Source organism: Brenneria sp. L3-3C-1 (assembly GCF_016456245.1).
GTDB lineage: Bacteria > Pseudomonadota > Gammaproteobacteria > Enterobacterales > Enterobacteriaceae > Brenneria.
Map to the genome: position 1 here is coordinate 430,429 of NZ_JAEMHF010000002.1, position 22,601 is coordinate 453,029.

The 22,601-nt window shown below is 53.9% G+C and carries 18 protein-coding genes; 2 read left to right on the forward strand and 16 right to left on the reverse strand.

Translation table 11 applies throughout. From position 1 onward, the window contains the following. Positions 1–7 precede the first annotated feature (7 nt). From dnaE to rpsB, 16 genes are all read right to left on the reverse strand, one after another. Positions 8–3,490, reverse strand: a complete 3,483-nt coding sequence (gene dnaE, locus JG725_RS08405) for a DNA polymerase III subunit alpha (protein ID WP_199377567.1) — start codon at positions 3,488–3,490, stop codon at positions 8–10. A 71-nt stretch (positions 3,491–3,561) separates the two neighbouring features. Beyond that, positions 3,562–4,161: a ribonuclease HII gene (gene rnhB, locus JG725_RS08410; RefSeq protein WP_172289634.1), complete on the reverse strand. Its 600-nt coding sequence runs from the start codon at positions 4,159–4,161 to the stop codon at positions 3,562–3,564. Continuing rightward, the gene (lpxB, locus tag JG725_RS08415; RefSeq protein ID WP_199377569.1) at positions 4,158–5,306 is read right to left on the reverse strand and encodes a lipid-A-disaccharide synthase; all 1,149 of its coding nucleotides are present in this window, start codon (positions 5,304–5,306) and stop codon (positions 4,158–4,160) included. The genes rnhB and lpxB overlap by 4 nt, the downstream gene beginning before the upstream one ends. 3 nt (positions 5,307–5,309) lie before the next feature. Further along, on the reverse strand, positions 5,310–6,098 hold the full coding sequence (gene lpxA / locus JG725_RS08420) for an acyl-ACP--UDP-N-acetylglucosamine O-acyltransferase (RefSeq protein ID WP_172289632.1): 789 nt from the start codon (positions 6,096–6,098) through the stop codon (positions 5,310–5,312). A gap of 4 nt (positions 6,099–6,102) precedes the next feature. Continuing rightward, complete coding sequence (fabZ, locus tag JG725_RS08425; RefSeq protein ID WP_172290018.1) at positions 6,103–6,576, reverse strand: 3-hydroxyacyl-ACP dehydratase FabZ; 474 nt, start codon at positions 6,574–6,576, stop codon at positions 6,103–6,105. A gap of 87 nt (positions 6,577–6,663) precedes the next feature. Further along, the gene (lpxD, locus tag JG725_RS08430; RefSeq protein WP_199377571.1) at positions 6,664–7,686 is read right to left on the reverse strand and encodes a UDP-3-O-(3-hydroxymyristoyl)glucosamine N-acyltransferase; all 1,023 of its coding nucleotides are present in this window, start codon (positions 7,684–7,686) and stop codon (positions 6,664–6,666) included. Between the two features lie 3 nt (positions 7,687–7,689). Then, positions 7,690–8,187, reverse strand: a complete 498-nt coding sequence (gene skp / locus JG725_RS08435) for a molecular chaperone Skp (RefSeq protein WP_172289630.1) — start codon at positions 8,185–8,187, stop codon at positions 7,690–7,692. Positions 8,188–8,308: 121 nt separating this feature from the next. After that, positions 8,309–10,741, reverse strand: coding sequence for an outer membrane protein assembly factor BamA (gene bamA, locus JG725_RS08440; RefSeq protein ID WP_199377573.1), 2,433 nt, complete (start codon positions 10,739–10,741; stop codon positions 8,309–8,311). Between the two features lie 35 nt (positions 10,742–10,776). Further along, positions 10,777–12,132: a sigma E protease regulator RseP gene (gene rseP / locus JG725_RS08445; RefSeq protein ID WP_172289628.1), complete on the reverse strand. Its 1,356-nt coding sequence runs from the start codon at positions 12,130–12,132 to the stop codon at positions 10,777–10,779. A gap of 22 nt (positions 12,133–12,154) precedes the next feature. Continuing rightward, on the reverse strand, positions 12,155–13,012 hold the full coding sequence (gene cdsA, locus JG725_RS08450) for a phosphatidate cytidylyltransferase (protein WP_172289627.1): 858 nt from the start codon (positions 13,010–13,012) through the stop codon (positions 12,155–12,157). 9 nt (positions 13,013–13,021) lie between these two features. Next, on the reverse strand, positions 13,022–13,783 hold the full coding sequence (gene ispU, locus JG725_RS08455) for a (2E,6E)-farnesyl-diphosphate-specific ditrans,polycis-undecaprenyl-diphosphate synthase (RefSeq protein ID WP_172289626.1): 762 nt from the start codon (positions 13,781–13,783) through the stop codon (positions 13,022–13,024). Between the two features lie 193 nt (positions 13,784–13,976). Further along, positions 13,977–15,170 (reverse strand): 1-deoxy-D-xylulose-5-phosphate reductoisomerase, encoded by a 1,194-nt coding sequence (ispC, locus tag JG725_RS08460; protein WP_199377574.1) that lies wholly within the window; start codon positions 15,168–15,170, stop codon positions 13,977–13,979. Between the two features lie 205 nt (positions 15,171–15,375). Beyond that, entirely contained in the window at positions 15,376–15,933 is a 558-nt protein-coding gene (frr, locus tag JG725_RS08465) for a ribosome recycling factor (RefSeq protein ID WP_172289624.1), read from the reverse strand. A gap of 130 nt (positions 15,934–16,063) precedes the next feature. Beyond that, complete coding sequence (gene pyrH / locus JG725_RS08470; protein WP_172289623.1) at positions 16,064–16,795, reverse strand: UMP kinase; 732 nt, start codon at positions 16,793–16,795, stop codon at positions 16,064–16,066. 148 nt (positions 16,796–16,943) lie between these two features. After that, complete coding sequence (gene tsf, locus JG725_RS08475; RefSeq protein WP_172289622.1) at positions 16,944–17,801, reverse strand: translation elongation factor Ts; 858 nt, start codon at positions 17,799–17,801, stop codon at positions 16,944–16,946. Positions 17,802–17,914: 113 nt separating this feature from the next. Beyond that, on the reverse strand, positions 17,915–18,640 hold the full coding sequence (gene rpsB / locus JG725_RS08480; protein ID WP_172289621.1) for a 30S ribosomal protein S2: 726 nt from the start codon (positions 18,638–18,640) through the stop codon (positions 17,915–17,917). 349 nt (positions 18,641–18,989) lie between these two features. On the opposite strand from rpsB, the gene map reads away from it, so the two are divergent. Both map and glnD read left to right on the forward strand, forming a co-directional pair. Next, positions 18,990–19,784, forward strand: coding sequence for a type I methionyl aminopeptidase (gene map / locus JG725_RS08485; protein ID WP_172289620.1), 795 nt, complete (start codon positions 18,990–18,992; stop codon positions 19,782–19,784). A gap of 115 nt (positions 19,785–19,899) precedes the next feature. After that, positions 19,900–22,584, forward strand: coding sequence for a bifunctional uridylyltransferase/uridylyl-removing protein GlnD (glnD, locus tag JG725_RS08490; protein ID WP_172289619.1), 2,685 nt, complete (start codon positions 19,900–19,902; stop codon positions 22,582–22,584). Positions 22,585–22,601: the final 17 nt, after the last annotated feature.

Sequence of the window (22,601 nt, forward strand, 5' to 3'; positions counted from 1 at the left end):
TCCTATATTAGTCAAATTCCAGTTCCACCTGCTCATTACCCACTAATGTGCGCAGATCGTTCAGCAGCGTATCGGTCGGCGTTATCCGCCATGCGGCGCCGAAACGCAACCGCGCGCGCGCATCTTCGCGTTGGTAATAGAGATGCACTGGGATCGTCCCCGATCGATGGGGTTCCAACGATTGGCGGAGACGGTTTAATAGCTGGTCATCAATTTGCCTGTCAGTCAGCGAGATAGCAAGCCCGCGCGCGTATTTTTCCCGTGCTTCGCTGATATCCATTAACTCGCGGACGGTCATTTTAAGCCCGCCGCTGAAGTCATCAAAGCTGACCTGTCCACTGGCGATAAGGATACGGTCTTTTTCCAACAAATGCTGATATTTTTCCAACGCATCGGTGAACAGCATGATTTCCAGACGTCCGGAGCGGTCGTCCAGCGTACAAACGCCAATGCGGTTTCCCCGCTTGGTGACCATGACCCGGGCGGCTAACACCAGCCCCACGGCCGTGGTCATTTTGCCCCGCTCGGTCGGGTGCATATCTTTCAAACGCAAGCCGCCGGCATAGCGTTCGATCTCCTTAAGATATTGGGTGATCGGGTGGCCCGTCAGATATAGCCCCAGCGTCTCGCGCTCGCCGTCCAGCACCACCTGCTCCGGCCACGGCGGCACCGTGCTGTAAGACTGCTCGACCTGTTCAGGGGCGTCGGCCAGCACGCCGAACATATCCACCTGCCCGATGGCTTCTGCTTTTGCATGCTGATCGGCCGCTTTCAACGCATCGCCCAGCGAATTCATCAGCGCGGCGCGATGCGGCCCCAGGCGGTCAAACGCCCCGGACATAATCAACTTTTCCAGCACCCGGCGGTTCAGTTTCTTGATATCGGTACGGGCGCAAAGGTCAAACAGCTCTTTGAAATAGCCGTCCTGATTGCGCGCCTCGATAATCGCCTCAATAGGCCCTTCGCCTACGCCTTTAATCGCGCCGATGCCGTAAACGATTTCACCGTCATCGTTGACGTGAAAATGATAAAGCCCGCTGTTGATATCCGGCGGCAGGATTTTTAACCCCATACGCCAGCATTCGTCAACCAGCCCGACCACTTTATCGGTGTTGTCCATATCGGCGGTCATCACCGCCGCCATGAACTCGGCCGGATAATGCGCTTTCAACCACAGGGTTTGATAGGAAACCAGCGCGTAGGCCGCCGAGTGGGATTTGTTAAAACCATAACCGGCAAATTTTTCCACCAGATCGAAGATTTTAACCGCCAGTTCGCCGTCAACGCCGCGAGACTTGGCGCCTTCTTCAAAGCCGCCGCGCTGTTTGGCCATTTCGACCGGGTTCTTTTTCCCCATCGCCCGACGCAGCATGTCCGCGCCGCCCAGCGTATAACCGGCCAGCACCTGCGCAATCTGCATCACCTGTTCCTGATACAGGATAATGCCGTAGGTCGGTTCCAGCACCGGCTTCAGCGACTCATGCTGCCACTCGATGTCCGGGTAGGAAATCGCTTCACGGCCGTGCTTGCGGTCGATAAAGTTATCCACCATGCCGGACTGTAGCGGCCCGGGGCGAAACAGCGCCACCAGTGCGATCATATCTTCGAAACAGTCGGGCTTCAGCCGTTTGATCAAATCCTTCATGCCGCGCGATTCAAGCTGGAAGACCGCGGTGGTTTCCGAGCGTTGCAGCATGTCAAAACTCTTTTTATCGTCGAGCGGGATAGCCGCAATGTCTATCGGCTCCAGCCCCTGCTTGGATCGTCGGGCGTTGATCATCTCCAGCGCCCAGTCGATGATGGTCAGCGTGCGCAAGCCAAGGAAGTCAAACTTCACCAGTCCGGCATATTCGACATCGCTTTTATCAAACTGGGTAACCGGATGGTTGCCTTCCGCATCGCAGTACAGCGGGGCGAAGTCGGTGATCTTGGTTGGCGAAATCACCACCCCGCCGGCGTGTTTCCCGGCGTTGCGCGTCACCCCTTCCAGCTTGCGCGCCATATCGATGAGGGCTTTGACCTCCTCATCCGCTTCGTAAATTTCAGGTAATTGCGGTTCCGCCGCGAACGCTTTTTCCAGCGTCATCCCCGGATCGGGAGGAACCAGTTTGGAAATGCGATCGACAAAACCATAAGGATGGCCCAGCACCCGCCCAACGTCGCGGATGACCGCTTTCGCGGCCATGGTGCCGAAGGTAATTATCTGCGATACCGCATCGCGGCCATACATATCGGCCACGTGATCGATCACCAGATCGCGTTTTTCCATGCAGAAATCGACGTCAAAGTCAGGCATGGAGACACGCTCGGGGTTCAGAAAACGTTCGAACAGTAGGTCAAACTCCAGCGGATCCAGATCGGTGATTTTCAGCGAATACGCCACCAGAGAACCGGCGCCCGAGCCACGCCCCGGCCCCACCGGCACGTCGTTGTCTTTGGACCACTGAATAAACTCCATCACGATCAGAAAGTAACCGGGGAATCCCATCTGGTTGATGACTTTAAGTTCAATATCCAGACGTTCATCATATTCAGGGCGCTTTTGCGCCCGTTCTTGCGGATCGGGGAACAGAAATTCGAGACGCTCCTCCAGCCCCTCTTTGGCCCGCTTGACCAGATAATCCTCGGTAGTCATATCCCCGGTCGGGAACTGCGGCAGGAAGTATTCGCCCAACCGAATGGTCACGTTACAGCGTTTGGCAATCTCTACGCTGTTAGCCAAAGCTTCGGGGATATCGGCGAACAGCTCGCACATTTCCTCTTCAGTACGCATATATTGCTGCGGACTGTAATTTCGCGGCCGCTTGGGGTCGTCGAGCGTATAACCGTCGTGGATCGCCACGCGGATTTCGTGCGCATCAAAATCATCTTCACTAATAAAACGCACATCGTTGGTCGCCACAACCGGCAGCCCATGTTTGGTCGCCAGTTCAACGGCGGCATGCAGATAGCTTTCTTCGTCGGGACGGCTGGTGCGGATCAGTTCCAGGTAATAACGATCGGGGAAATATTGCTGATAAAATGCCAGACACTGCTCGGCCTGCGTCTGGTTGCCGCGCAGTATAAACTTGCCGACGTCGCCGTGGCGGCCGCCGGATAACAGCAGTAGTCCGTTATTGCGCTTAATCAGCCAGTCGCGATCTATCGTTGGGCCTTCGGCCCCGTAGCCGCGCTGATAAGCGTGGGAAATCAACAGCGTGAGATTCTGGTAGCCTTCGTTATCCATCGCCAGTATGGTGAGGTGAGCCAGTTCATCGCCTAATTCTTCACTTGCGACAAACACATCGGCGCCGATTATGGGCTTGATGCCAGCGCCATGCGCGCCGCCATAGAACTTCACCAGTCCGCACAGGTTGGTGAAGTCGGTAATCGCCAAAGCCGGCATGCCCATCGCCGCCGCTTTCTTTACCAGCGGCCCGACCTTAGCCAGCCCATCGATCATGGAATAGTCACTGTGCACACGCAGGTGAACAAAACGTGGTTCGGCCATCTCCAGATCCCAGAATTTATCGATTAGTCAGCACGGCGATAAGCCACCACCGAGCCAAGAGTTAATGATGATTAAGCCAGTCCCAACGCCCGTTTAACCGGGGCGAAACTCCGGCGATGGAACGCGGTGGCGCCCAGCACCGCCAGTTTCTCTAAATGGAAAGCGGTCGGATAACCTTTGTGCTGCGCAAAACCGTATGCCGGAAAAAGTTTATCCAGCGCCACCATTTCACGGTCGCGTGTAACCTTGGCCATGATGGAGGCCGCGCTGATCTCCGCCACACGGCTATCGCCTTTCACCACCGCTTGCGCCGGCATGGGCAAAACAGGACAGCGATTACCGTCGATCAAGACAAAATCCGGCGTCAACGCCAGTCCGGCCACGGCCCGCTGCATTGCCAACATGGTGGCATGCAGAATATTCAACCGATCTATCTCTTCCGGCTCCGCCCGTCCGAGGCTCCAGGACAGCGCTTTTTCTTTTATCTCATCATAAAGCGCCAGCCGGCGTTTTTCACTCAGTTGCTTTGAATCCGCCAACCCGACGATAGGCCGGGAAGGATCGAGAATAACGGCGGCGGTGACGACGGCCCCAACCAGCGGCCCGCGCCCCACTTCGTCAACCCCCGCAATACAACAGTAAGCCGGCGGGTAGATAAACATCTCACTCATGATTTTACTAATTCCAGTACGGCTTGTGCCGCCTGCTCGTCGGCATTACATCGAATCTGCTGATGCAAATCCAAAAACGTCGCCTGCAAAGCGGCCGTTTGGTTTTTATCGGCCAGCCACGGCATCAATGCCGCCGCCAGTTTATCCGGCGTACAATCGGTCTGTAGCAGTTCCGTCACCAGCTCGCGTCCGGCCAGCAGATTCGGCAGAGAAACCCACGGCGTCTTCACCAGCTTCTGCGCCAGCCAGAAAGTGAACGGTTTCATCCGATAGCCCACCACCATCGGGCATTTCGCCAGCATACACTCCAACGCCGCGGTTCCCGAAGCCAGTAAGGTTGCGTCGCTGGCGACCATCGCCTCCCGCGCTTGCCCATCCAGTATATGAACCGGCAGATCAGGCGCTACGGCGTTTTTTATCCGCTCAAACTGTTCGCGACGCTTGTCATTCACCAGCGGAACGACAATTTCCAGCGCAGGAAAGCGCTGACGCAATAACCGGGCGGTATTCAAAAAGTCGGCGCTGAGCATCTCCACTTCAGCGCCGCGGCTGCCGGGCAACAACGCCAGACAGAGACTGTCGGCCGGGATCCCAAGCGTTGCCCTGGCGGCCTGTTTGTCCGGCTGCAAGGGCATGGCGTCCGCCATGGTATGGCCGATAAAACGACAGGGAACGTTGAAACGATCGTAAAACGCTTTTTCAAAAGGCAAAAACGCCAGCACCAGATTGGTGGCCTTGCCGATTTTAAAAACGCGCTTTTGACGCCAGGCCCACACGGAGGGGCTGACATAATGAATGGTGTTGATCCCACGCTGCTTCAGGCTGCCTTCCAGCGTGATATTAAAATCCGGGGCATCGATACCGACAAAAACGTCGGGCTTAAGCGCGGTGAAACGCTGCGTCAAGTCCCGACGAATTTTAAGCAAGCGCGGTAAACGTTCGAGCACCTCGACGATGCCCATAACCGCCAGTTCTTCCATCTCGTACCAGGCTTCACAACCTTCCGCCTGCATGCGCGGCCCGGCGACGCCAACAAAACGCGCATCAGGCGCTTTCGCTTTCAACGCGCGAATCAATCCGGCGCCCAGAATATCGCCGGAGGTTTCTCCGGCGATCAATCCAATAACCAAAGGACGCGGCGGCATGGATTAACGAATGATGCCGCGGGTCGAACGGGCGAAGAAATCGATAAACGCCTGTACGGCCGGGTGTTCCACCGCCAGCGCCTCAATTTCCGGTTTTACCTCATCCAGCGTTTTGCCGCTGCGGTAAATCAGCTTGTACACATTGCGGATAGCATGCTGGGTTTCTTTCTCAAAACCACGGCGCTTCAGCCCTTCAATGTTCAGGCCAAACGGCGTGGCATGGTTGCCCTGCGCAATCACGAATGGCGGCACATCCTGCGCCACGCCAGAGCATCCGCCGACCATCACATGCGCGCCGATGATGCAAAATTGATGCACCGCCGTCATGCCGCCGATGATCGCAAAATCATCCACGGACACGTGTCCGCCCAACGTCGCATTATTGGCAAGAATACAGCGGTCGCCAATTACACAGTCATGCGCGATATGCGTGTTGATCATCAGCAAATTATCGCTGCCGACTTTAGTCAACCCACCGCCCTGCTCCGTGCCACGATGAATCGTGACGCTCTCGCGTATACGGTTACGATCGCCGACTTCCACGCGAGTCGGCTCTCCTGCATATTTCAGATCCTGATTCACTTCGCCAATCGAGGCGAATTGATAGATTTCGTTATCGCGGCCAATCCTGGTGATGCCATTAACCACAATATGCGACTTCAGCACAGTACCTGCACCGATCTCAACCTGAGAACCGATATGGCAGAATGGGCCGATATGGACACCGGCACCAATGATAGCGCCATCTTCAACAATGGAGCTGGGATGAACAAAGGCGGTTTGATCAATCACGTTATCAGGCCTCCCGACGACGAGCGCACATCATTGACGCTTCGCAGGCGATTTCGCCATCAACCTTGGCGACACCTTTAAAGCGGGCAACGCCGCGACGCTCTTTAATGAATTCAACCTCCAGGATCATTTGATCCCCTGGCTGTACAGGGCGCTTAAAACGCGCCTCATCAATTGCCGCAAAATAATACAGTTCGCCAGGCTCCAGCCTGCCGACGCTTTTAAACGCCAGAATACCCGTTGCCTGCGCCATTGCTTCCAGGATCAGCACCCCAGGGAAGATAGGTTTGCCCGGGAAATGCCCCTGAAAGAAAGGCTCATTGAAAGAGACGTTTTTAACCGCCCGCAAAAATTTGCCTTCTTGAAAATCCAGGACACGATCAACCAGTAAAAACGGAAAACGGTGCGGTAATAATTCTAAAATCTCTTCAATATGCAGAGTATGAGTGTCAGTAGTCAAAATACTCTTCCTGTCCATAAAAACTGATGCCATCAACAACACGGCCTGCTCAGATCCTAAAAAAGGGGATCTTCAGGCAGGCCGCAAATAAGGAAACCCCAGTGATTAGCTATTATCGACTTTTCGTTCAACGGCTTTTAACCGTTTGCTTATATCATCAATATTCATCACCAGCGCGGCGGTCTTACGCCAAACTTTATTGGGTTGCAAAGGAATGCCCGAAGAGTATACCCCAGGTTCGGTGATCGGCCTCATTACCATGCCCATTCCAGTCACCGTGACTTTATCGCAGATCTCCATGTGACCGTTGATCACACTGGCTCCACCGATCATGCAATAACGACCGATTTTCAGGCTGCCGGCCATAATGACGCCGCCGGCCACGGCCGTATTGTCGCCAATCACCACGTTGTGCGCAATCTGGCATTGATTATCAATGATCACCCCGTTGCCGATGACGGTGTCATCCAATGCGCCGCGGTCGATGGTGGTGCTTGCGCCGATTTCGACCCGGTCGCCGATTCTGACCGTGCCCAACTGCGGGATCTTGATCCAGTTGCCGCGATCGTTGGCATAGCCAAAGCCGTCGGAACCGATAACCGTTCCCGATTGAATCAGGCACTGTTCGCCAATTTCAACGCTGTGGTAAACCGTTACATTGGCCCACAGCCGGGTGCCGGCGCCAATACGGGCATTCTTGCCGATAAAACAGCCCGGGCCGATGATTACGCCATCGCCCAGTTGCGCACCGGATTCAATGACGGCATTCGCCCCGACGGAAATCTGTTGCCCCAACGTCGCATCAGAAGCAATAACCGCGCTGGGCGCGATATCCGTAGCGGGAGCCGGCGTGGTATCCATCAGTTGCGCCATACGCGCATAGATCAGATAGGGGTTTTTCACCACCAGCGCCGCAACCTGACAGTAAGGTAAATCCGCTTCCGTCAGTACGACGGCGGAGGCCTGCGTCTGCGCCAGTTGCTCACGATAGCGACTGTCGGACAGAAAGGTAATCTGCCCTGATTTCGCTGAATGCATAGAAGCAATACCGGTGATGACAAGACTGCCATCACCGTGTAATTGCGCATCCAACTGTTGTGCTAACGCATCCAGTCGAATCGAATACATGAATTATTTAACCTGTTTCAGCACGTCGGCAGTAATGTCTTTGGCATTGGCGGAATAAGCGACGGCGTTAGCGTCGATCACCACATCATAACCTTCTTTGCTGGCAACAGATTTCACTGCATCCTGAATACGGGTCAGGATTTTGTTACGTTCTTCCATCTGGCGACGGCGATTGTCTTGCTCAAAAGCCTGCGCTTTGGTGGAGAACTGCTCGCGCTGCGCCATAACGTCTTTTTCCATCTTGCTGCGCTCGCTCGCTTTCATGGTAGAACCGTCACGCTGCAACTTTTGCATTTTGGTCTGCAAACTGGTTTCCATCGTTTGCAGTTCGGAAGCACGGCCTTTGAATTCATTTTCCAACTGCTTAGCGACCGTTTCGCGCTGCGGCAACTGTTGGAAAATGCTGGATACGTTAACAACGGCAATCTTGTCAGCAGCTTGAACGCTGGCTGAAGCAGCCAATGCTAAACCGAGGCCTGCGGCACACAACCACTTTTTCACTATAAACTCCTCAACCTAACCTAATTTGTGTCTTATACACATTCAATGTGCATAGCATTATCAGCCTCTCAGCCTATATCCGCTATGCGATTTGTCTTGCATACGATCTGCCGACGTTACATTACCAGGTTTTGCCAATATTAAACTGGAACTGCTCCGACTTGTCTCCATCGTATTTTTTAACCGGCTGGGCATAAGAGAATACCAATGGCCCAAGCGGAGACATCCATTGCAGGGCGATACCGCTGGAAATACGGAAATTACCCGGCTTGCTGTAATCAGGAACGCCCGCGGCGATGGTTTCCGTGGTGTTTTCCCAGTTGGTATCCCAAACCGTACCGCCATCAACGAAGAACGACGTACGCACCGAGTTGGCGTACTTCTCGCTGATAAACGGCGTCGGCACAATCAATTCCGCGCTCAACACCGCCATGGCGTTACCGCCGACCGCATCGTCCAGATTAGTTGAATCTATAGGACAGTTTGCATAGGAACCTGGCAGCGGAGTCGAACATTTATAATATGCCGCTTTAGGCCCGATGGTATTTGACTGGAAGCCACGCACCGTACTCGAACCGCCGGCATAGAAGTTATCGTAGAACGGCACTTCTTTGCTGCCCAGACCATCGGCATAGCCGGCCCGGGCGCGCCCCATCAGCACCCAGTTACGATTTTCGCTCAGCGGAACGTAAGTCGCGGAATCAAACGTCAGCTTGTAGTATTCGTTATCCGAACCGGGAATGGTGACTTTGGCGTTGGCGGAAGCGCGGGTGCCCGAGGTCGGGAAATAGCCGCGATCCAGATTGTTGTAAGTCCAGCCGGTATTCAGGAAGAAATCATCGGCGCTGAAATCGGCGCTGGATTTGTTCCCTTCCGCGACCACTTCCGGATTCACACCGACGGAATCCAGATAGCGCCACATCGCCACCTGCGGCAACATATCCGACAGGTCGTTATGGACGTAATCCACGCCTAAACGCAGCGAGTTGTTCTCGTTGATCGGGAAGCCTAACGTACTGCCGATACCGTAGCTGGTATTGGTGTAGTCAGACAGATCCGCATCGTAGGCTTCAAACTTGTTGTAGAAGATACGGCCGCCGAGGCTGACGCCGTCCACCGTGAAGTACGGATCGGTCAGCGACAGCTCGACATAGGTCTGGTAGTCGTTTTTCGTCCCGCTGATGCCCACGGAATTACCGGTTCCCAGCCAGTTATCCTGCTGAACCCCGGCCTGGAAGCTGACGCCGCTTTCCGTACCAAAGCCCACGCCGAAGTTAAACGTCCCGGTGTTGCGCTCTTTGACTTTATAAGTCACATCCACCTGATCGGCCGTACCGGGAACGCGTTGGGTTTCTACATCGACGCTTTCAAAGTAGCCCAGTCGATTCAGCCGCTCTTTGCCCTGCTCGACTAAATCGTTGCCTAACCAGCCGCCTTCCATCTGGCGCATTTCACGCCGCAGCACCGAGTCTTTGGAGGTGTCGTTGCCATCAAAACGGATGCGGCGGACATAGAAGCGGTTGCCGGCATCAACGTTGATATTCAGCCTCACGCTCTTATCCGCGTCGTTGATCTCAGGCTGAGTCACCACGCGCGGATAGGCATAACCATAACGGCCCAACAGCTTTTTGATGTCTTCTTCCATGCGGGTGACTTTCGCGCCGTTATACAGTTCACCCGGCTCAATTTTCGTCAACCCTTCGATTTCCGCGGAATGGCCGGCCAGGTTGCCCTTAACGGCTACGCCGGACAGTTTATATTGATCGCCTTCGGTCAGGTTAATCGTAATGTAGATGCCCTTTTTATCGGGCGTCAGGCTAACCTGAGTGGAATCAATGTTGAACCGCGCGTAACCGCGATCCAGATAAAAGCTGCGCAACGTTTCGAGGTCGCCGGACAGTTTCTGTTTCTGATATTTGCGATCGCCGACCACGTTCCACCACGGCACTTCGTCGCGCAGTTGGAAACGGGAGATCAGCTCATCGGAACTGAATGCTTTATTGCCGACGATATTGATCTGCTGGATCTTGGCGGACACCCCTTCGGTGAACACCAGCTTCAGATCGACGCGGTTACGGGGCAACGGCGTGACGACCGCTTTGACCGACGCGCTGTACTTGCCGACGCTGTAATAGAAATCTTCCAGCCCTTTCTCAATGCTGGAAAGCGCGGTACGGTCCAGCGCTTCACCGACCCGCACGCCGGATGCCTCCAGATTCTCCTTCAGCATGTCGTCTTTTACCGACTTGTTGCCGGAAAAGGTCACGCTGGCGATTGTCGGACGCTCCTTGACCTGCACGATCAGCGTTTCGCCATCGCGCAGGACACGGACATCTTCAAAATTTCCGGTAGCGAACAAAGCGCGGATGGTATTACCGATATCATCATCACTGACGGTATCACCAACACGCACTGGCATACTGAGTAGTGCCGCCCCGACGGCAACCCGTTGCAGGCCCTCGAAATGAATGTCCTTCACTACGAACCCGTCTGCACCGTATACGGTGGCGCTGCTAAACAGCAGCGACGCTATGAGCAACTTTTTCATCGCCATCGTTGTTATGCGTTTTTCCTAACCTAATCTCACGCCTAAAGGCGAGAGAAATCATTGAAAAGTGCGAGTCCCATTAACAACATCAGCAACACCGTACCGATGCGGTAGCTAAAGTCCTGCACACGCTCAGAAACCGGCCTGCCCTTCAGTTTTTCAACCGCAAGAAAGAGCAGGTGTCCACCATCCAATACCGGCAGCGGGAACAAATTGATGATCCCCAGATTGACGCTGATTAAGGCCAAAAACATCAGGTAGTAAATCAATCCGTAATCCGCTGACATTCCTGCGCCCTGAGCAATCGAGATCGGACCGCTCAGGTTATTCAGCTTAACATCACCCGTTACCAGTTTGCCTAACATACTGACGGTCAACTTCATCAATTGCCAGGTTTTATCTGTTGCCTGATAGATGGCGCTAAACGGCCCATACTGACGTACCGTTCTGTATTCCTCAGGCAGCGGCGTCACCGTCGGCATTACGCCGGCAAACCCCTCCGTCCCGCCATTACCTACCGACTTGCTGTCGGGTGTCAAGGTCAGGGGCAATGTTACACCGCCTCGCTCAATATCCAGCGCAATATTTTGACCGGGATTGTCGCGAACCGCCGTAACAAAAGACCGCCAGTGCGTTAAAACCTGCCCGCCGACTTTAACGATCCTGTCCCCGACTTGTAAACCCGCTTTTTCTGCCGCCGACCCGGGTTGTACCTGAGCAAGCACGGCTTCAATCTGCGGCCCCCGGGGAACCATCCCCAGCGAGGTCGCCGGGTCCTGTTTGTCCGGCTCAAACTGCCAGTCACGCAGATCCAGCGTTTTGCGCACTACCTGATTGGAGCCTAAAGGCGCAGCGCCAATCACAACTTCACTGTCGCCGATTTTGCCGATCAGGGCCAGACGCGCCGTATCCCAGTCAGGCGTTTCGATGCCGTCAACCGACTTTAGTTCAATTCCTGCCGACATTTCAGCCTGCGATGCGATAGAGTTGGGCAATATTTCACCAACCACGGGACGAACGCCCGGCACCCCGATAATAAACACCAGCCAATACGCGACGATGGCAAACAGGAAATTGGCGATAGGCCCCGCGCTGACGATAGCGGCGCGCTGCCAGACGGTTTTGCTATTAAATGATTGATGACGAAATTCCGGCGCGACGCTATCGACGCGCTCATCAAGCATTTTGACATAACCGCCAAGCGGAATCAGGGCGATAACATATTCAGTGCCGAGCCGGTCGCGGCGGCGCCACAATGCCCGACCGAAACCGACGGAAAAACGCTCGACTTTAACGCCGCAACGACGAGCTACCCAGAAGTGGCCAAACTCATGCACGGTGATCAATATCCCCAATGCGATGATAAATGCGGCCAGGCTCCAGAGGAAATTCATCATAAATAGTCTCTAACGTCTCATGCTAAACGGCTTTAAATATCAACAGCATCAGGCAGGAAAACACCGGTACGGCTGCTGTCAGGCTATCAATACGGTCCAATACGCCGCCGTGTCCGGGGATCAAATGACTGCTGTCTTTAATGCCGGCTTCGCGTTTGAACATGCTTTCGGTCAAATCACCCAGCACCGACGCCAACACCGCCACAATGGAACAGACCAGCAGCGTCGATGACGCAACGGTCAAAGGAGCATAACGGCTGAACAGCAGGGAAATCACGGCTGAGGTGATCAGCCCGCCGATTAGACCTTCCCAGGTTTTCCCCGGAGAAACTTTCGGCGCCAGTTTACGCTTGCCAAACAATTTTCCAAACATATAGGCGCCACTGTCCGCTCCCCACACCAGCAGCATGACATACAACAGCCACCAGGCGCCGATAAAAGAATTCACATCATAATTATATTGACGAAGGGCGACCATCCCCCAGAAAAAAGGAACGATCGTGACGACCCCGAAGACCACACGCAGAACACGCGAATGGCGCCATAAGGCTGCGGAAGCGGGATAGAACAGAACCAGAAACAGCGCGATCAGCCACCAGGCGAGAGAAACCCAGAGCGCGGCGCTGACTTGCGGTACATGTATCGAATAATGGTACGCCGGAAGCGTCAACAACATCAGCGCCAGCAAAAAACCGCACAGAATAGCCAACCAAAGCCGCTGACCATAGGAGGCGAACCCGGCAAGTTGTCCCCATTCCCAGGCGGCCAACATGCAAACAGCCAGCGTCACCAGCGTAAAGCCCACCGGGGGCAACAAAAACAGTGCTGCGATAACAATCGGAATTAAAATTAAAGCTGTAATCAGGCGATACTTCAGCAAAAGTTCCCCCTAGGATGCATCCGCATCGATAGGTGTTGTTCCCCCGAAGCGACGCTCGCGTTGTGCAAATGCATTCAGCGCACCTTCAAAGACATGTTCATCAAAATCAGGCCAAAGGACATCGGTAAAATAAAGCTCGGCATACGCAATTTGCCATAGCAGGAAATTACTTATCCGATGTTCGCCACCGGTTCTGATCACCAGATCAACCGGAGCCAGTTCATTCAGGCAAACATATTGGCATAATGAATCTTCATCAATACTGTCAGGACGCAATGTTCCCTCTTGTACCTGCTCAGCAAGCCGTCGTACGCCCTGAATGATATCCCAACGGCCGCCATAATTCGCAGCAATATTCAGCGTCAGCCCCTGATTATTTTGTGTCAGCGCTTCCGAGCGACGGATACGCTCTTGTAAACGCAGGCTAAAACGGCTGATATCACCGATGATGCGTAAGCGAATGTTGTGTTTATGCAGGCTTTTCACTTCACTGTCCAGCGCCCGGACAAACAGTTCCATCAAGGCGGTGACTTCCTGCGCGGGACGATTCCAGTTTTCGCTGCTGAACGCATAAAGCGTTAACGCATCAAGTTCATGGCTGACGGCAAAACTGACCGCCCGGCGTACGGATTTCACGCCGGCCTGATGGCCGAAAATCCGCAGTTTTCCCCGGTTTTTAGCCCAGCGGCCATTTCCATCCATGATGATGGCGACATGCCGAGGCCCAGCGAATGACAGATTATTAGCACTTTTTTGATTATCGGACGGCATAACGCGTACTTATTTCCTCAAACAAGAAATACAACAGTCCTTCCGTAACATCAGACGCTGTCAGCGCAAAAAAGCCGTGAACGATCACGGCTTAACTTCACCACCGGCGCAAAAAACATCGCTAAGCCAGTTGTTGAGCGGCGCAGACTATACCATCTCAACCCCCCATGAACAAATTGCGCCACGGAATACATTAGCTATAACGCATTAGCGTCTGTGTCGCGGTCTGCCTGGCCCATAGATCGATAGACAGAACTTCATCCACGCTTACCGGCTCCGGCAATGCGAGTTGCTCAACCACGCGCTGATTAACAGCGGCAATGTCTGTGAAACGAATTCGTGACTGTAAAAATGCAGCGACCGCGATTTCATTGGCGGCATTCAACGCCGTGGTCGCCGCCTGACCGTGATTACAGGCATCAATCGCCAATTGTAAACAAGGATATCGCTGATAGTCCGGCGCAGAAAAGGTCAAGGCGCCCAACTGGCAAAAATCCAGGGTTTTCACGCCTGACACCACCCGATTGGGGTAAGCCATTGCATGAGCAATCGGCGTACGCATATCCGGCGATCCCAACTGAGCCAGCACGCTGCCGTCAACATAACGCACCATGGAATGGATCACTGACTGAGGATGGACGATCACTTCCATCTGCTCAGCGGATGCGTTGAACAGCCAGCGCGCCTCAATGTATTCCAGCCCTTTATTCATCATAGTGGCGGAATCCACTGAAATCTTACGTCCCATCGACCAGTTAGGGTGCGCGCAAGCCTGATCGGGCGTCATGCCCGTCAGCGTTTCTAGCGGCGTTTCGCGAAACGGCCCACCGGATCCGGTGAGAATAATACGCTCGACGCCATACTGTTCTAAAGAAGAGTAGCCTAACTGGCGCTGAATTTGCTCAGGTAAACTCTGAAAAATCGCATTATGCTCACTGTCGATAGGCAACAGTTGGGCGCTGCTTTGGGCCACCGCATCCATAAACAGGCGCCCGCAGGTTACCAGCGACTCTTTATTCGCCAGCAACACCTGTTTGCCGGCGCGGATGGCGGCCAGCGTCGGCAGCAGACCGGCGGCGCCGACGATGGCCGCCATCACCTGATCGACATCATCCAGTGCGGCCAGCTCGCATGCCGCCTGCTCACCGGATAATACGTCAGTCCGGCAGCCGTATTGCGCTAGCTGTTGACGTAATAATTTGGCGGAAGCTTCATCCGCCATTGACGCATAGGCCGGTCGAAAGGTTAAGCACTGCTCCAGCATTCGCTCGACGTTATGCCCCGCCGATAATGCTTTCACCGCAAATTGGTCTGGGTTTGCCTTAATCACCGCCAGCGAACTGACGCCAATCGAACCGGTCGAGCCAAGAATTGTCAGTCGCTTCATTACAATGCTCTGAATAACTGGATTTGATTATAGAGACTAGTCTGAGACGATTGCCGTGATATGTCTACGACATTCATAACAAACGAGTTCACCGGCCAACACGGAGCTGGCCCGCAACAGTGGGTTCATTAAAAACAAAGCGCCGCCGGACAGCGGAATGCGAAACGCACCCCACTCTCCGGCGACGCTATCAAAACGAGGTGGATTAAAAATCCATCAGCTCCGCTTCTTTCTCTACCAGCGCGGCATCGACTTTTTTGATATAGCTATCAGTCAGTTTCTGCACATCCTCCTGAGCGCGGCGTTCTTCATCTTCGCTGATCGCTTTATCTTTAAGCTGTGCTTTCAGCTTATCGTTGGCGTCACGACGCACGTTGCGCACGGACACACGCCCCTGCTCCGCTTCGCCACGCACGACCTTAATCAGATCCTTACGACGTTCTTCCGTCAGCGGAGGCAGCGGAACACGAATGACAGAACCCGCAGACGAAGGATTCAGCCCCAGATCGGACGACATGATCGCTTTTTCAACCGCCGGGCCGAGGGAACGATCGAATACCGTAATCGCCAGCGTGCGGGAGTCTTCCACCACCACGTTAGCCAGTTGGCGCAGCGGCGTGGCGCTGCCGTAATATTCGACCTGAATACCGTCAAGAATGCTGGGTGAAGCGCGGCCAGTACGAATTTTGCTGATCTGATTTTTGAAAACCTCTACGCATTTTTCCATGCGCGTTTCAGCATCTTTTCTGATTTCATTAATCACGTTGTGAACCCTTGAAAACTGGTTGCCTGACAGGCCATACATCAAGCACGGCCCGGTGAATAATTTATACCAACATATAGCTGGCGATATATAACCATTTAATGACGGATATCTTACCCCATTTTCAGGATTATCCGTTATTACTGATCAACGTCCCTTCTTTCTCGCCCATGACCACGCGACGCAACGCGCCGGGTTTGTTCATGTTGAAAACCCGGATAGGCAAGTTGTGGTCGCGCGCCAGAGTAAAAGCGGCTAAATCCATCACTTTTAACTCACGCTCCAACACTTCCTGATAGCTCAGTGTTTCATGCAATACCGCAGCGGGATCCTGTACCGGGTCAGCGGAATAAACGCCATCCACTTTTGTCGCCTTCAGCACCACGTCGGCTTCGATTTCGATACCGCGCAGACAGGCAGCCGAATCGGTCGTAAAGAAAGGATTACCCGTCCCTGCGGAGAAAATCACTACGCGATTATTGCGCAACAGACTAATGGCTTCCGCCCAGCTGTAATTATCACACACGCCATTCAGCGGGATGGCGGACATCAGGCGTGCGTTTACGTAGGCGCGATGCAACGCGTCACGCATCGCCAGACCATTCATGACCGTCGCCAGCATCCCCATGTGATCGCCCACAACACGGTTCATCCCTGCTTTAGCCAGACCAGCGCCGCGAAACAGGTTGCCGCCGCCGATAACCACGCCGACCTGAATGCCCAACTCAACCAGTTCTTTTACTTCCTGCGCCATGCGATCCAGAATGCTCGCATCGATACCAAAACCTTCGGTTCCCTGCAAAGCTTCGCCACTCAGCTTGAGCAGAATTCGTTGATATACGGGTTTTGCATTGGTTGCCATGGTGTTCTTGTCCTACAGGCTGTCATCGTATTGGGAGTTGTTTGTCACACTTACCGCTATTCATCAGAATGCGAACCGCGAATAAATGCGCTGAATTTATTTTGGCTGGATAAAAAGGAACCGCCAACTGGCGGCCCTTTTTTTATGATTAAGATTGCTTACTCATTGCGGCAACTTCAGCAGCAAAGTCAACTTCAGCTTTCTCAATGCCTTCACCCACTTCAAAACGGATGAAGCTGGTTACGTCGGCTTTATGCTCTTTCAGCAGATCGCCTACGGTTTTGCTCGGTTCCATAACGAAATGCTGACCGGTCAGGGAGATTTCACCGGTGAATTTGCGCATACGGCCTTCAACCATTTTTTCTGCGATTTCACGCGGCTTGCCGGATTGCATCGCGATATCCAACTGAATCTGGTGCTCACGGGCGACCACATCGGCAGGAACTTCTTCAGCTTTAACATATTCCGGCTTGCTGGCGGCGATATGCATGGCGATGTGCTTGATCAGCTCTTCATCGGCGCCGGTTGCTGCAACCATTACGCCGATACGCGCGCCGTGCAGGTATGAACCCAGCGCGTCGCCTTCCTGAATCGCGATACGGCGGATATTGATGTTTTCACCAATTTTAGCCACCAGCGCCGTACGCTGTTCTTCGAACTTCGCTTTCAGGACTTCAACATCGGTGATGCGCTCGTTCAGCGCTGCGGCAACCACATCTTCACCGAAAGCCTTAAAGCCGGCGTCTTTAGCCACGAAATCGGTTTCGCAGTTCAGTTCAACGATGACGCCATATTTTCCATCGGCGGCGATTTTAGTCAGGATGATACCTTCAGCGGCAACACGGCCTGCTTTCTTGGCAGCTTTCGCCTGGCCGGATTTACGCATGTTGTCGATAGCCAGCTCGATGTCGCCATTCGCTTCAACCAGCGCTTTCTTACATTCCATCATGCCTGCGCCAGTACGCTCACGCAGTTCTTTTACCAGGGCAGCGGTAATTTCAGCCATTATCTTTTCCTCGGTTATCTCGCGGGGAGATAAGTAAAAAAGGGGCCTTAACAGGCCCCCTAACCAACATATCTCAATACCTGGTTAATAAGGGCTCGACAGAGCCAGTCTTATTATTCAGCTTCTACTAAGCCTTCTTCCGCTTGTTCAGCCAGATCCTGAGAACGGCCTTCACGAACGGCGGTCGCAACAGCGCTCAGGTACAGGCTAACTGCACGGATGGCGTCATCGTTACCAGGGATGATGAAGTCAACGCCATCCGGATCGGAGTTGGTATCAACGATAGCGAATACCGGGATACCCAGGTTGTTGGCTTCTTTGATTGCGATGTGTTCGTGATCGGCATCAACAACGAACAATGCGTCTGGCAAACCGCCCATATCCTTGATACCGCCCAGGCTGTTTTCCAGCTTGTCCAGTTCACGGGTGCGCATCAGCGCTTCTTTCTTGGTCAGTTTGTCGAAAGTCCCATCCTGAGACTGCGTTTCCAGATCTTTCAAACGTTTGATGGACTGACGAACGGTTTTCCAGTTAGTCAGCATCCCGCCCAGCCAGCGATGGTTCACAAAGAACTGATCGCAGCTGTTGGCAGCGTCTTTTACCGCTTCGCTTGCTGCGCGTTTAGTACCAACGAACAGAATTTTGCCCTTGCGAGAAGCAATTTTGCTCAGCTCAGCCAGCGCATCGTTGAACATCGGTACGGTTTTCTCAAGGTTGATGATGTGCACTTTATTACGAGCGCCGAAGATGAACGGCTTCATTTTCGGGTTCCAGTAACGGGTCTGGTGACCGAAGTGTGCGCCAGCCTTGAGCATATCGCGCATGGAAACAGTTGCCATGATTACCTCTATTAATTAAGTATGGGGTTAAGCCTCCACGTGTCCCATTGCGCCGACTCCTCAGGTGAAATACCGTTGGAGCACCCCGGCGAACGTGCCGACACGTGTGTGTTATATACACAAAGTGAGTTTAGTCGATGCGGCCAAATATCATGCAAAAACATCTAGCCGGATCGTCGGCGCGCTTTATATCATAAATCCCCCACAGACACCAACTTTTGTTGCTTTTCGTGCCATAGCGGCAGAATGATAATTTGGCAAGCCGGCGATAGGGCTGATAACATACGTTACTAGTTATTTAACGACCTTAATTTTTCGTGTCTTAACACGACACCTGCGGACAACATTAATGGCAATATCAATCAAAACTGCTGAAGATATAGAAAAAATGCGCGTAGCCGGTCGTTTGGCGGCCGAAGTACTGGAAATCATCGAACCTTACGTCGTACCCGGCGTCAGCACCGGCGAACTCGACAGAATCTGTCACGATCACATCACCAACAAACAACATGCGATCTCCGCCAGTCTGGGCTATCACGGATTTCCTAAATCCGTGTGCATCTCCGTCAATGAAGTGGTGTGTCACGGTATTCCGAGCGAAGAGAAAATCCTGAAAGATGGCGACATCGTCAATATTGACGTCACCGTGATCAAAGACGGTTTTCACGGCGACACGTCGAAGATGTTCATCGCCGGCAAACCCACCATTCTTGGCGAACGCCTGTGCCGCATTACGCAGGAAAGCCTGTATCTGGCGTTGAACATGGTTAAGCCCGGTATCCGCTTGCGTTCTCTGGGTAAAGCCATTCAGAAATTCGTCGAAGCGAACAACTTTTCTGTTGTCCGTGAGTATTGCGGTCATGGCATCGGTGAAGGATTCCATGAAGAGCCGCAGGTGCTGCATTACGATGCGGACGACGGCGGTGTGGTTTTGCAGGCCGGTATGGCCTTTACCATTGAACCGATGGTCAACACCGGTGATTATCGTATCCGCACCATGAAAGACGGTTGGACGGTAAAAACCAAAGATCGCGGCTTGTCAGCGCAGTACGAGCATACTATCGTGGTAACCGAAAACGGCTGCGAGATAATGACGTTGCGCAAGGATGACACCATCCCCAACATCATCACGCATCAACAGTGATATTGAGCCGGCGAACGCCGGCTTTTATTATGGCAGGCAGGGATAGCCGGCCACCCCGTGGGCTGTCGCAAGCGACGTTTAAAATCACTCCCGGCGATTTTTATAGGTTGCGCATATGACCAACAAAAACCTTTCACCAGCGATTCCTGTTGAAACCCACACGGCCGCACAGCCTCCTGATTCGCCGCTGACTTATCGTGACGACATGCTGAATTGCCAGACGTTGAAACAGCGACTGGAACAATTTCAGCTCTGGCTGGGAACGGAATTTAAATCAGGCGTCAGCGCCGAAACGCTGATTGCGGCCCGAACCGAGTTCATCGATCGTTTACTCCAGCGGCTGTGGTCTTTTTACGGTTTTGAAAACACCGCGCAAACGGCCCTGGTTGCCGTCGGCGGCTACGGTCGCGGCGAACTGCACCCGCTGTCGGATATTGACGTTCTGGTGCTTAGCCAGGACAAACTCGACGAAAAGCGCTCACAACGCGTGGGCGCTTTTATTACGTTGCTGTGGGATCTGAAACTTGAAGTCGGCCATAGCGTAAGAACGCTGGAACAATGCTTACAAGAAGGGCGGGCCGATATTTCCGTCGCCACCAACCTGATTGAATCCCGCATGATATGCGGTGATGTCGCCCTGTTTCTCAATTTGCAAAAACAGGTATTCAGCGAAACGTTCTGGCCTTCTTCGGCGTTTTTCCCGGCTAAAATCGTCGAACAACAGGAACGCCATCAGCGTTACCACAGCACCAGCTACAATCTCGAACCCGATATCAAAAGCAGCCCCGGCGGATTACGCGACATTCACACCCTGTTGTGGGTCGCCCGCCGCCATTTCGGCGCCACCTCGCTGGACGAAATGGTCGGTTTTGGTTTTCTGACGGAAGCCGAGCGCAAAGAGCTGAATGAGTGCCAGAGCTTTCTATGGCGTATCCGCTTTGCCTTGCATCTTATGCTGCCGCGCTACGATAACCGCCTGTTATTCGACCGTCAGCTCAACGTCGCCCAGCTTCTGCAATATCAGGGAGAGGGGAATGCGCCGGTAGAGCGCATGATGAAAGACTTCTATCGGGTGACTCGCCGCGTCAGCGAACTGAACCATATGCTGTTGCAACTGTTTGATGAAGCCATTCTGGCGCTGGATACCAGCGAAAAACCGCGCCCGATCGATGACGAATTCCAACTGCGCGGCAATCTGATTGATCTGCGGGATGAAACCTTGTTCATCCGTAAGCCGGAAGCCATCATGCGCATGTTTTACCTGATGGTGCGCAACCGCGATATCGCCGGCATCTACTCCACCACCCTGCGCCAATTGCGCCATGCGCGGCGTCACCTCGCCAGTCCGTTGTGCACCATTCCAGAAGCGCGGCAGCTGTTTATGAACATACTGCATCACCCGCATGCCGTCAGCCGCGCTCTGCTCCCCATGCACCATCACAGCGTGTTATCGGCCTATATGCCGCAGTGGAGCAATATCGTCGGGCAAATGCAGTTTGATTTGTTTCATGCTTATACGGTCGACGAGCATACCATTCGGGTGCTGCTGAAGCTGGAAAGCTTTGCGAATGAGGATACCCGCTCGCGCCATCCGCTATGCGTGGAACTGTACCCGCGTCTTCCCCAGCCTGAGCTGCTGTTGCTCGCGGCGCTGTTCCATGACATCGCCAAAGGCCGCGGCGGCGATCATTCGGAACTCGGCGCACAGGATGTGCTGGAGTTCGCCGCCCTGCATGGGTTGAATTCCCGTGAGGCGCAGCTTGTGTCCTGGCTGGTGCGTCGCCATCTGCTGATGTCCGTTACCGCGCAGCGCCGCGATATTCAGGATCCGGCGGTCATTCAGCAGTTTGCCACGGAAATGCAGAGCGAAACCCGTTTGCGCTATCTGGTCAGCCTGACCGTCGCCGATATCTGCGCCACCAATGAAACCTTATGGAACAGTTGGAAACAAAGTCTGTTGCGCGAACTCTATTTTGCGACCGAAAAGCAGCTTCGCCGCGGGATGCAAAATACCCCGGACCTGCGCGAACGCGTACGCCACCATCGTTTACAGGCGCTGGCTCTGTTGCGCATGGACAATATCGACGAAGAAGCGCTGCACAATATCTGGGGCCGTTGCCGGGCCGACTATTTCCTGCGGCATTCCCCCAACCAACTGGCCTGGCACGCCCGCCACCTGCTGGAACACGATACCAACAAGCCTTTGGTATTAATCAGTCATCAGGCCAGCCGGGGTGGAACGGAAATTTTCATCTGGTGCCCGGACCGGCCGTATCTGTTTGCCGCCGTGGCCGGTGAACTGGATCGTCGTAACCTCAGCGTTCACGATGCGCAGATCTTTACCAGCCGTGACGGGATGGCCATGGACACGTTCATCGTGCTGGAACCGGACGGCAGCCCGCTGGCGCAGGATCGTCACGAAATGACGCGTTACGCACTTGAGCAGGCGCTGACGCAGCGTGACTATCAGCATCCGCGCGCGCGCCGCCCGTCGCCGAAATTACGCCACTTCAGCGTACCGACCGAGGTCAGTTTTCTGCCGACCCATACGGACCGACGCAGCTATATGGAACTTAGCGCCCTCGATCAGCCCGGGCTGCTGGCCCGCATCGGCGAAATCTTCGCCGATCTCAATTTATCGCTGCATGGCGCCCGCATTTCCACTATCGGCGAACGGGTGGAAGATTTATTTATTCTGGCGGACAGCGACAGGCGAGCGCTGAAGCCGGAATTGCGTCTTAAATTGCAAGAACGGTTGACAGAAGCCCTTAACCCAAACGATAAAGTACCATTGAGTTAATTTTCACAATCAGGAAA

What these genes read in the sequence shown, in the direction of transcription:
- dnaE (WP_199377567.1), bottom strand. Translation starts at nt 3,490, where the DNA reads ATGGCCGAACCACGTTTTGTTCACCTGCGTGTGCACAGTGACTATTCC.
- rnhB (WP_172289634.1), bottom strand. Translation starts at nt 4,161, where the DNA reads ATGAGTGAGATGTTTATCTACCCGCCGGCTTACTGTTGTATTGCGGGG.
- lpxB (WP_199377569.1), bottom strand. Translation starts at nt 5,306, where the DNA reads ATGCCGCCGCGTCCTTTGGTTATTGGATTGATCGCCGGAGAAACCTCC.
- fabZ (WP_172290018.1), bottom strand. Translation starts at nt 6,576, where the DNA reads ATGGACAGGAAGAGTATTTTGACTACTGACACTCATACTCTGCATATT.
- lpxD (WP_199377571.1), bottom strand. Translation starts at nt 7,686, where the DNA reads ATGTATTCGATTCGACTGGATGCGTTAGCACAACAGTTGGATGCGCAA.
- bamA (WP_199377573.1), bottom strand. Translation starts at nt 10,741, where the DNA reads ATGGCGATGAAAAAGTTGCTCATAGCGTCGCTGCTGTTTAGCAGCGCC.
- rseP (WP_172289628.1), bottom strand. Translation starts at nt 12,132, where the DNA reads ATGATGAATTTCCTCTGGAGCCTGGCCGCATTTATCATCGCATTGGGG.
- ispU (WP_172289626.1), bottom strand. Translation starts at nt 13,783, where the DNA reads ATGCCGTCCGATAATCAAAAAAGTGCTAATAATCTGTCATTCGCTGGG.
- ispC (WP_199377574.1), bottom strand. Translation starts at nt 15,170, where the DNA reads ATGAAGCGACTGACAATTCTTGGCTCGACCGGTTCGATTGGCGTCAGT.
- pyrH (WP_172289623.1), bottom strand. Translation starts at nt 16,795, where the DNA reads ATGGCAACCAATGCAAAACCCGTATATCAACGAATTCTGCTCAAGCTG.
- tsf (WP_172289622.1), bottom strand. Translation starts at nt 17,801, where the DNA reads ATGGCTGAAATTACCGCTGCCCTGGTAAAAGAACTGCGTGAGCGTACT.
- rpsB (WP_172289621.1), bottom strand. Translation starts at nt 18,640, where the DNA reads ATGGCAACTGTTTCCATGCGCGATATGCTCAAGGCTGGCGCACACTTC.
- map (WP_172289620.1), top strand. Translation starts at nt 18,990, where the DNA reads ATGGCAATATCAATCAAAACTGCTGAAGATATAGAAAAAATGCGCGTA.
- glnD (WP_172289619.1), top strand. Translation starts at nt 19,900, where the DNA reads ATGACCAACAAAAACCTTTCACCAGCGATTCCTGTTGAAACCCACACG.